7 protein-coding genes are annotated in these 10,361 nt (G+C 69.7%); 1 reads left to right on the forward strand and 6 read right to left on the reverse strand.

Going from position 1 to position 10,361, the window contains the following annotated elements; translation table 11 throughout:
- Nucleotides 1-232: 232 nt before the first annotated feature.
- The 6 genes from murQ to ACFY1H_RS05160 all read right to left on the reverse strand — a co-directional run bounded on the left by murQ (nucleotide 233) and on the right by ACFY1H_RS05160 (nucleotide 8,670).
- A complete protein-coding gene (murQ, locus tag ACFY1H_RS05135; RefSeq protein WP_366583967.1) occupies nucleotides 233-1,162 on the reverse strand; it encodes an N-acetylmuramic acid 6-phosphate etherase in 930 nt (309 codons plus the stop codon).
- 17 nt (nucleotides 1,163-1,179) lie between these two features.
- Entirely contained in the window at nucleotides 1,180-2,154 is a 975-nt protein-coding gene (locus ACFY1H_RS05140) for a MurR/RpiR family transcriptional regulator (RefSeq protein ID WP_386944700.1), read from the reverse strand.
- Between the two features lie 238 nt (nucleotides 2,155-2,392).
- Nucleotides 2,393-4,168, reverse strand: coding sequence for a serine hydrolase (locus ACFY1H_RS05145; RefSeq protein WP_386944702.1), 1,776 nt, complete (start codon nucleotides 4,166-4,168; stop codon nucleotides 2,393-2,395).
- A gap of 11 nt (nucleotides 4,169-4,179) precedes the next feature.
- Nucleotides 4,180-5,439, reverse strand: a complete 1,260-nt coding sequence (locus ACFY1H_RS05150; protein WP_386944704.1) for an exo-beta-N-acetylmuramidase NamZ domain-containing protein — start codon at nucleotides 5,437-5,439, stop codon at nucleotides 4,180-4,182.
- Entirely contained in the window at nucleotides 5,436-7,271 is a 1,836-nt protein-coding gene (locus tag ACFY1H_RS05155; protein WP_366583963.1) for a glycoside hydrolase family 3 N-terminal domain-containing protein, read from the reverse strand. The genes ACFY1H_RS05150 and ACFY1H_RS05155 overlap by 4 nt, the downstream gene beginning before the upstream one ends.
- 553 nt (nucleotides 7,272-7,824) lie before the next feature.
- A complete protein-coding gene (locus ACFY1H_RS05160) occupies nucleotides 7,825-8,670 on the reverse strand; it encodes an HAD family hydrolase (protein WP_386944705.1) in 846 nt (281 codons plus the stop codon).
- Between the two features lie 554 nt (nucleotides 8,671-9,224).
- On the opposite strand from ACFY1H_RS05160, the gene ssd reads away from it, so the two are divergent.
- Nucleotides 9,225-10,307 (forward strand): septum site-determining protein Ssd, encoded by a 1,083-nt coding sequence (ssd, locus tag ACFY1H_RS05165; protein ID WP_386944707.1) that lies wholly within the window; start codon nucleotides 9,225-9,227, stop codon nucleotides 10,305-10,307.
- Nucleotides 10,308-10,361: the final 54 nt, after the last annotated feature.

Below are 10,361 nucleotides of genomic sequence, written 5' to 3' on the forward strand. Positions count from 1 at the left end.
TTTTTTTTTTTTTTTTTTTTTAATTTTTCACCTTTTTTTGGGGGGGGGGGGCCCGCGGGGCGGGGCGTTTGCGCCCCCGGGGGTTCTTCCGCCCGGGGGGGGGGGGGGGGGCCGCGCCCCCCCCCCAAACCGCTCAGTCCAGAAGCCGGCGCGATCTCGCGGTCGTGGCCGGGTTTGCCGCCGGGCACGACGAAGAGCCCCACCGTTTTGGTGGGGCTCCTTGCCTCTGTATTCAGCCTGCGCGCAGGTGGAGCGAGTCGAGTGCCTTCCGCACGTGGCCACCGCTGGCCGTCAGCGCCGCCGCGGCGTGTTCGACGTCGGAGCCCGACAGCAGGTGCACGAGGGCCGTCTTGAGGTCGCCGCCGGCCTCGGTGAGGGCGTCGGAGCAGTCGGCCATGGTCAGGCCCGTGGCTTCCTGCAGGATGCGGATCGTGCGGCCGCGCAGCTTCGCGTTCGTGGCCCGCATGCTGACCATCAGGTTCGAGTAGGTCTTCCCCAGCTTGATCATCGTGGCCGTGGAGAACGCCGTGAGGATCAGCTTCTGAGCCGTGCCCGCCTTCATGCGGGTCGAGCCGGCGATCACCTCCGGGCCGGTGGCCACGGCGATGAGCACGTCGACGCCGTCCGGCTTCGCCGCCCGCGGGTTGGCCGAGACCAGCCCCGTGTGCGCGCCGAGCCGGCTCGACGCCTCGAGCGCGCCGAGCACGAACGGCGTGCGCCCGGAGGCGGCGAGGCCGAGCACGAAGTCGCCCGGCTGCACCACAGCAGCGAGCTCGGCCGCGCCGGCCTCGTCGTCGTCCTCGGCGTTCTCGACCGCCTGCCGCAGGGCCTTCTCACCGCCCGCGTGGTGCGCGACGAACAGGTCCGGCGGCACGTTGAACGTCGGCACCAGCTCGGCCGCGTCCAGCGTCGCCAGGCGGCCCGACGTGCCCGCCCCGACGTAGTGCACGCGGCCGCCGCCCCGCAGCGCTTCCACGGCGTAGTCGACCGCGCGCGCCAGCTGCGGCAGCACCGCGGCCACCGCGTCCGGCACCCGGCGGTCCTCGGCGTTGATGGCGCTGAGGATCCCCATGGTCGACATCAGGTCGATGTCCACCGTGCGGGGGTTTCGCTGCTCGGTCGGCGAATCGACGTGCACCGCCTGGGTGGGGACGGTCATCATGCGCCTCGTTTCTGAGTTCACTTACCGGTTTCCCGCGGACGGCGGCGACCGTCGGGCCTGACCCCGAGCCGGTGCGAGCCGACCGCGTCCCTCGTCGCGTCCAGCGCGTTGACGGAGGCGTCCATGTGCCGCTGTGCGACCCCGATGAACAGGCAGTCGATCACGGTGAGCTGCGCGATGCGGCTCGCCGTGGCTCCGGAACGGAAGGTGGTTTCCCGTGCGGCCGTGGTGAGCACGTGGTCGGCGACCTCCGTGATCGGCGAACGCGGGAAGTTCGTGACGGCGACGGTGACCGCGCCGTGCTCGCGGGCGACGCGCAGCGCCTCCACGGTGTCGGTGGTCGCGCCCGTGTGGGAGACGCCGATGGCGACGTCGCCGGGGCTGAGCACCGCGGCCGAGGTGAGCATGATGTGCGTGTCGGACCACGAGAAGCTCACGCGGCCGATGCGGTGCAGCTTCTGCTGCAGGTCGGCGGCCACGAACGCGCTCGCGCCCACGCCGTAGACGTCCACGCGGCCGGCGTCGGCCAAGAGGTCGATCACGCGCTGCATCGTCGCGACGTCGAGCTGGTCGGCCGTCTCCTCGACGGCGCGCGCGTCGGCGAAGCTGACCTTGCCGATCACGGCCGCGAGGTCGTCCTCCGGGCTGATCTCGCCACCGAGGTTGCGCGTGGTTCTGGCTTCGGTGCGCGCGGTGTCCGCGGCCAGCGCGATGCGCAGCTGCGGGTACCCGCCGACGCCGACGGCCTTGCAGAACCGCGTGACCGTGGTCTCGCTGGTGCTGGCGGCGAGGGCGACCTCGGTGATGCTCCGGCGCGCGACCGACGCGGGGTCTTCGAGCACGACCTTCGCCACCCGCTGCTCGGCGCGGGCGAGCCCGGGCAGCAGCGAGCGGATGCGGACCAGCGGGCTCGCATCGGCGTCACGCACAGTGGTCTGAGCTGGGGTTTGCTCGGACGGTGCCGGGATGGTTACGGAATCGGCATCGTCCACCGTCGGAAAGTTACTAACCGTTGGCATTTGCGACAAGGCTACCCACATCCTTCGGCAGGATCGCAACCCGTCCGTGTCTGCGGACTTCGTTTTGCGATTAATCGTTGACCAGAAAGTCGCTAACCAGGTCGACCTTGTTAACGAGGTCAAGCTAACGACTTGGCAACTTAGTGTCGCCCCGCAAAAGGCTTCGGATCGCTGAGTGGGAGGGCCAGTTCGGCGTTGTGCGACAGGCCGGTCACCGAGCGCTCAAAAACCACCCGGTAGCGGTGAGTGCCGACGGATTCCGCTCACCATCGAGAACTGCCCGGCCGCGTTCGGTGACTTTCACACCGTCGACAGAAACTCCGCGTCCGGTGTAACTCGCGTCTGTGTTGTAACGCCAGCGCAGGGTCGTAACGCTCGAGGCCGGTACTTCTGCCGTCACGCGCCACCAGGCACGGTGTCCGTGGCCTGAGAGCGACGTCACCTGTCCGGGGGGTGCGCCTGGTCCGTTCGCATGAACCGCGACTGGTTGCCAATTGACGCCGTCCGAGGACGATTCCAGCTGAAGTGGATCAGTCGGACCTTCCGTATCCACGAAGGCGTAGAAGGAGACCTGCAACGGGCCGCCGGATCGCGGTGTCAAGGGCTGCGTACTCAGCGTAGCCGTCGACTTGTCGCCGAGGCCGGCGAACCACGCGTCGCGGCCCTCCGCGGGCTTCACAGCCATGGCTTGCGCGAGCGAAGTGGCCCAGACCTGGCGGGCCGTGTTGATGGAACCCCAGTTGCGGCTGGGGTGCACTCGGTTGGTCAGCAACAACGCGAACGATCGCGATTCCGGGTCGATGACCAGCGTCGTGCCGGTGAATCCGGTGTGGCCCGCCGTCACCGGTGAGGAAAGCGCACCCATGTACCAGGGCTGGTCGAGCTCGAACCCGAGGCCGTGGGCGTCGTCGGGGAAGCGCTCGTTGTAGTTGGTCAGCATCGTCTCGACGGTGTCGGGACGCAGGATGCGCTTGCCCCGGTAGGTGCCGCCGTTGAGGATCGTCTGGCAGAGGATCGCCAGGTCGCTCGCGGTGGAGAACACGCCGGCGTGCCCGGCGACGCCGCCGAGCGACCAGGCGTTCTCGTCGTGCACCTGGCCGCGCACGAGCCCTCGCGGCGGGTTCGTTTCGAACTCCGTGGCGGCGACGCGGTCCAGTTTCGACGCGGGCGGGTTGTACCCGGTGTCGACCATGCCCAGCGGCGTGGTGATGCGGTCGTGCACCACCTTGTCCAGCGTCTGCCCGGTGAGCTTCTCGATGACGAAGCCGAGGGTGAGCATGTTGAGGTCGGAGTAGAGGTAGGTCGTGCCCGGCGTGTTCTTCAGCGGGCTGTCGAGCACGGCCTTGCGGCGCGACGGGATGTCCGGGTAGCCCTGCCACAGCGACGGCACGGGGTCGGCGTCGAAGCCCGACGTGTGCGTGAGCAGCTGCTCGATCGTCACGGCTTCCTTGCCGTTCACGCCGAACTCGGGCAGGTAGCGCACCACCGGCGCGTTGACGTGGAGTTTGCCCTGCTCCACCAGCTGCAGCGCGGCGATCGAGGTGAACAGCTTCGAGACCGACGCCATGTCGAAGATCGTGTCGTCGCGCATCGGCACCTGCTGGTCTTTCGGCAGCTCGGTGCCCGCGGCGTCGGCGTACCTCAGCGCGCCGCCGACGGCGTAGCGGTCGACGACCACGCCGTCGTGGGCGAGCAGGCCGACGGCGCCGGAGAAGTGCGGGTGGCCCGACGCGTCGGGCTGGGTCCAGCTCGCCAGGAACTGCTCGGCGGACTTGATGGGGCCGGCGTCGAGCCCGACGTCGGACGGCTTGCCTTCGCGCAGCGTCGTCGACGGAGCCGCGAAGCCGTGCCGCACCACGTCGAATCGCCCGGCGAGCGGGTCGTGCTGCGTCGTGGTGGCGATGGCGGCGGCTCCTGCGATCGACGTGACGGCGAGCAGCACGGCCATCGCCGTGCTCGTCGCGGCGAGCACCTTCCTAGCACGCATGACCGCTCTCCTCAGCGATAGATCAGGTAGGGGCGGCGTTTACGGTCGAAGGCCGCGAGCTCGGCGCGCCAGGCGCCGGTGACCTCGTCGACCCCGGCGCCGGCGTCGATCATGGTGCGCAGCCGGTCGGAACCGGACAGCAAGTCGATGGCGTGGTCGGGCCGCCAGCCGAACGTTTGCGGCGCGACCTGCTTTGCCGTGACGAGCATCGAGACGGCGGTGGTGATCGCGTCGAACGCCTGCGGATCGGTCACGGTGAGCTGCACGCCGCCGCAGGTCTCGTTCACGAACTTGCTGAACGTGGGCACGAAGTACGTCTCGCGGAAGCGCGCGCCCGGCAGGTCGAGCGCTTCGAGCTTGTCGCGCCAGTGCCAGTCGACACCCGGCGCGCCGATGATCTCGAACGGCCGCGTCGTACCGCGGCCTTCGGCGAAGAGCGTGCCTTCGAACAGGCAGGTGCCGGGGTAGACGATCGCGGTGTCGGGCGTCGGCATGTTCGGGCTCGGCATGACCCAGTCGAGACCGGTTTCGGCGAAGAGCATGTCCCGCCGCCAGCCGCGGACCTCGATCACCTGCAGTTCGACGGGCTGCACGCCTTCGCCGGGCAGGAACTCGGAGTTGAACAGCCGCGCCAGCTCGCCGACGGTCATCCCGTGCTGCTGCGCGATCGGCTTGCGGCCGACGCCGGAGGCGAACTTCGGGTCGAGCACCGGGCCGGCGAGGCGGCCGCCGATCGGGTTCGGCCGGTCGAGCACCACGAAGGCCGCGCCGACCTTCGCCGCCGCGACCATCGCCGTGTAAAGCGACCAGATGTAGGTGTAGAAGCGGGCGCCGACGTCGGCGATGTCGAACACGACGGTGTCGAGACCGGCCTTGGTGAACAGCGTCGCGAGCTTCGCCGCGTCGGCGCCGTACGCGTCGTAAACGGGGATGCCGGTGCGCGGGTCCGTGTAGTCGCCCTCGGAACCACCGGCCTGGGCGCTGCCGCGGAACCCGTGTTCGGGGCCGAAGGCGGCCACCGGCTTGACGCCGGCGGCGACCATGTCGTCGACGATGTGGTCGCCGCTCGCGAGCACGCCCGTCGGGTTGGACAGCACGCCGAGCTTGCGTCCGGCGAGCGGACGCCAGTGCTGGGCGGCGAGTTGTTCGGCGCCGGTGAGCACTCGTCGTTTCGCTTGGCTTGGCGTGGCTTGCGCGACGGCCGAACCGCCCGCGAGCACCGGTACGGCGAGGGCGGGGACGGCGAGGAACTTCCTGCGGTTGAGGTTCACCAGCTCAGTCCGTGTCCGAAGGGGTACTTGACGGTGTTCACGTCGGCGCCCGCGGGGACGTCGACGGGAAGCTTGCCGCTCGGCTTGGTCTCGCCGAGCACGACCTTGGCCAGCGCCTCGAGCGACGGCGTGATGTAACCGTAGGTGGCCAGCCACGTGGGCACGGGGTTGGCGTACCCGGCGTCGTACGGGATCTGTGCGGCGACGGCGACCACGGGCTTGCCGGTGTCCATCAGCGCCTGCAAAAGCTTGTTCTGCAAGGGAAATCCGCCGAGGTTGTTCGTGAGGACCACGACGAGGTCGGTCTTCGCGGCGGCCGCGGCGGCCTGCGCGATGAGATCGTCGGACGGGGTCTGCCCGGTCTGCAACGCGGTCGCCTTGGTGCCGTGGGCGGTGAGGCGGTCGGCGAGCGTCTGCGTGCTGGCCACGCCCCAGCCGGTGACGAGCGCGGTGGCGGGCTTCTGCTTGAGCGGCAGCACGCCGGCGTCGTTGGCGATGGCGGTGATCGAGCGGTCGGCGATGCCCTGCGCGGTGGCGAGGTGCGCCGGCGTGCCGACCTTCTTCGCGACGAGCGCCGGGTTGTCGAACGGCGAGGTGAGGATGCCGCGCTTGAGCTTCAGCTTGAGCACCCGCAGCACGCTCTGGTCGATCCGCTGCATCGGCAGGTCGCCGGACTTCACGGCGGAGATCACGGAGTTGATCGCGAGGTCGAGGTGCACCGGCATGAGGAGCTGGTCGATACCGGCTTTCAGTGCCAGCACAGGGATTTCGGCGTCGCTGTGGAGCTCGCGCACGCCCTGCATCTCCAGCGCGTCGGTGATCACCACGCCGTCGTAACCCAGTTCGTCGCGCAGCTTTCCGGTGATGATCGGCTTCGACAGCGTGGCCGGCTCACCCGACGGGTCGAGGCTCGGGAACTGGATGTGGGCGCTCATGATCGAGTCGATGCCCGCGGCAATGGCGGCCTTGAACGGCGGCACGTCGATCTTGCGCCACTCGTCCTCGGTGCGGTCGATGCGCGGCAACCCGGTGTGGCTGTCGGTGGCGGCGTCGCCGTGGCCGGGGAAGTGTTTTGCCGTGGAGGAAACGGTTTCGAAGGCCGGCCCGGAGTTCTGGTAGCCCTTGACCTCGGCCGTCACGAACTGGCTCGCGAGCCCCGGCTGGCCGGCGAACGAGCGCACGCCGATCACGGGGTTGGCCGGGTTGGAGTTCACGTCGGAGTCGGGCGCGAAGTCCTGGTTGATGCCCACGGCGCGCAGCTCGTGGCCGATGATCGTGGCGGCCTGCGTCGCGCTGTCGGTGCTGCGGCCGGCGGCGATGGCCATGGAATTGGGGAACTCCGTGGCGGGAGCGCCCATCCGGGTGACGGTGCCGCCCTCCTGGTCGGTGCCGATCTGCAACGGGATGTGGGCGCCGCTGGAGATCGCGGCCTGCTGCAGGCCGTTGGAGAGCTTCGCGACCTGGGTCGGGGTGTCGAAGTTGTCGCGGGTGTCGTTGTTGAAGTAGATGACGCCGCCGAGGTGGTACTTGCGGACGACCTCGGCGGGCGTGTCGACGCCGAAGTCCGTCTGGTTCTTGGGGTTGACCTCATCGGCGGACTTGCCGTTCACCCACGTGACGAACAGCTGCCCGACCTTTTCCTCGAGGCTGAGGCCGTGGAGCGCCTGCTGGGCGGCGGCGTCGAGGGAGGTCATCGCTTTCGCGTCCGGTGTGCTGCCTGAAGCGGTCGCGCCGATTCCGGCGCCGACTCCGGTGATGGCGAGGAGCCCCGCGAGGGGGACGGCGAGCGCATGGATCCTCCGCGGGCGCGTGCGCGCGAGTCGGGTCGTCACGAAAGGGCCTCCCAGTGTCGTGCGCCGCCGGTGGTGAGAAGTCCACCTGGCGGCGCCGGTATCGGGAAGCTACTCACCGGATTGGGCGTTGTCCATCGGCCGAGCGCAGCAACATGGGGGTTGTGCTGGGATTTTCGTGGGGACAACCCTGGAAACACTGGCGGCGCCCGTCGGCCGAAGCCGGCGGGCGCCGCCTGCAAGCGCGGAACATCTCGGGCGACCAAGCGTGCAACTCTGGTCGTACCTTCATGGACTCGGCGTCCGGCGTCCCGGTACGCAGTCCCTAGACGACGAGCCTCCCGCGGCGCGCTGCGCGTGGGTACCCGGAGTCCGCGCACGGAGGTTGCCCGGGGTGACAGAGGCTTCTCTTCTACCTCTGCCCTGGCCGGCTCAACGTCCGCACCTACTTTCTACGCCGTGAGCCCGGTCACTTCAAGAGCGTGGACGGGTGCACCGGCAAAAGAGGCTCGATCTGGTGATGCACACACCCTGAGCAACGGCCGATTCCGCTCTACGCTTGAGAAAACCGGTCGCGGTACCGCCGTGTGGGTGCCTAGCGCGGGGGCGTTCGGAACCGTCGGCGACGACTCAGGCTGTACCAGGTGGCGCCCGCCGCGAAGGCGCCCACGCCGAGCGCGACCATGCCCGCGGACCGGGCGGGGATCCGGCTGCGCAGCGACATGGGGCGTTCGAACGCGAGGATCGGCCAGTCGCGCTCGCCGGCCTCTCGGCGCAGGAGCTTGTCGGGGTTCACCGCGTGGGGGTGGCCGACGGTCTCCAGCAGCGGGATGTCCGTACTGGAATCGGTGTAGGCGAAGCACTCGGCGAGGTCGTACCCGTACGTCGCGGCGAGCTGTTTCGCGGCGATGGCCTTGTTGTCGCCATAGCAGTAGAAGTCGATTTCGCCGTTGTAGCGGCCGTCGGTGACACCCATGCGCGTGGCGACGCAGCGCGTGGCGCCGAGCATCGCGGCGACGGGTGCGGCGACCTCTTCGCCGGTGGCGGAGAGGACGACGACGTCGTGGCCGTCGGCGAGGTGGCGGTTGATGAGATCGGTGGCCTCGACGTACACGAGGGGGTCCACCACGTCGTGGAGCGTTTCTTGCACGATCGCGGAAACCTGGGCGACATCCCAGCCGGCGCAGAGCTTCGAGACCTCGGCGCGCATGCGTTCGGTCTTGTCGGCGTCGGCGCCCGCGAGGGAGAAGACGAGTTGTGCGTACGCGCTACGCAAAGCGGCTCGGCGGTTGATCAGCCCTTCTCTGAGTAATGGTTTGCTGAACGCCAGCGCGCTGGAAGAAGCGATGATGGTCTTGTCGAGATCGAAGAACGCGGCGACGGCGCGCCGGGGTTCTTCGGGGTGGGATTCGCGCGGCGGCGCGGTGCTGGGTTCGGCCACGTGATCAGGATAGGAGAAGCGACGCCCTCGTTCTCGCGTTGATCGAACACCGGCGCGCCCGTCCGGCGGAAAATCCATGACAGGACAGTACATCCGGCTCTGGATGCCGTTATCGAATCGTAGGTGTCACTCGCGGCGCCAACCGGTGCCCTGCGGAGTTACAGTGGGGGAACCCGGTGTCCAACCGGGCCGGTTCAGTCCGACCCCCCGGGGCTGAACCCACGGCGGCCCTCGTCCCTCCCCCCTGGCGAGGGCCGCCCTCTTTTCTCGGGTAGTGCATTTTTTCCGCTGCGTTCGCGGATCGCCAGGATGTTTTTCGTGGCAATTACGAGACTGCCTGCAATTCCCCGGTTCAGGGGTGTGGGCGGGTCGCGCATTGTGCCTCAACGGCTCGACGGGTTCGCCTGTGCTGAGCGGTTTCGGCGGGAGTTGTCCACAAGCACCGGGTTATCCACAGGTTGCTCGGTTGGCCATTGCCGGCGGGCTCGGGCCGGGTGATCTTGGTGGGACCCGGTCCACATCGGCCGGGTCCGATCCGCCAGGGGGAGGCCTTCATGACAACCGCACGTCCACTCGTCGTCGCCGCCGACGGCGCGGTGCTCGACGAAATCCTGCGCGTCGCCGCGGTCGCCGGCTGCGAGCTCGACCGCGCACCGGACCTCGCGGCCGCACGCTCGCGCTGGACGCGGGCGCCGCTGGTCGTGATCGACGAGGACTCCGCCGACGACCGGGTGCTCCTGCCCCACCTATCCCACTTACCCCGCCGCGACGGCGTGGTGGTGGTGTCGAAAGGCGCGGCCGGCGTCGACTCCTGGCGCCGCGCGGCGCTGGTCGGCGCCCGGCGCGTGGTGTGCCTGCCCGACGACGAATCCGACCTGACCGTGGCGTTGGCCGACGTCGCCGACGCCCCCGCCGAACGCCCCGGCCCGATCCTCGCCTTCCTCGGCGGCCGCGGCGGCGCGGGTGCTTCCGTGCTGGCCGCCGCCACGGCCGTCGAAGCGGACCGCGTCGGCCCCGCCCTGCTCGTCGACTGCGACCCGTTGGGCGGCGGCCTGGATCTCCCGCTGGGCTTGGAAAACACCCCCGGCCACCGCTGGCCCGACGTCCGCCTGTCCGGCCGCGTCTCGCTGCCCGCTCTGGTCGACGCCCTCCCACGCCGCGGCACCCTGCCCGTGTTGGCCTGCGGCCGCACCGGCCCCGGTCCCACGCCGCGCGCACTGTCCGCCGTCGTCACCGCCGGCCGCCGCTCGGGCCGCACCGTCGTCTGCGACCTGCCCCGCCACCTCGACGAGGGCGCTCTCGCCGTCGCCTCTCTCGCGGACCTGGTGGTCCTGGTCGTCCCGGTCGAATTCCGCGCCTGCATGGCCGCGCGCCAGGTCCTCGAGCTGCTGACGCCCCACACCGACCGCCTCGCCATCGTCGCAAGTGGACACCCCCACGCCGGCGCGCCCCCCTCCCGCACCACGGCACTCCTCGGCCCACCCCTGCTCGCCACCCTGCCGCCCGAACGCCGCGTCGCCGCCACCCTCGAAACGGGCGAGTTCGACCTCCCACCCAAGGGCGCCCTGGCCACCACCGCCCGCACCGTCCTGGCCGAACTCCACCCAGCCCCGACCTCGCTTCCCGCGGCGGCTTGAGATGCAGCCATGTACGGGCTTCTCGGCCGCCTCGCTGTGGTCGGGTTCCACCGA

Source organism: Amycolatopsis sp. NPDC001319 (genome assembly GCF_042896185.1).
In the GTDB taxonomy this organism is placed as follows: domain Bacteria; phylum Actinomycetota; class Actinomycetes; order Mycobacteriales; family Pseudonocardiaceae; genus Amycolatopsis.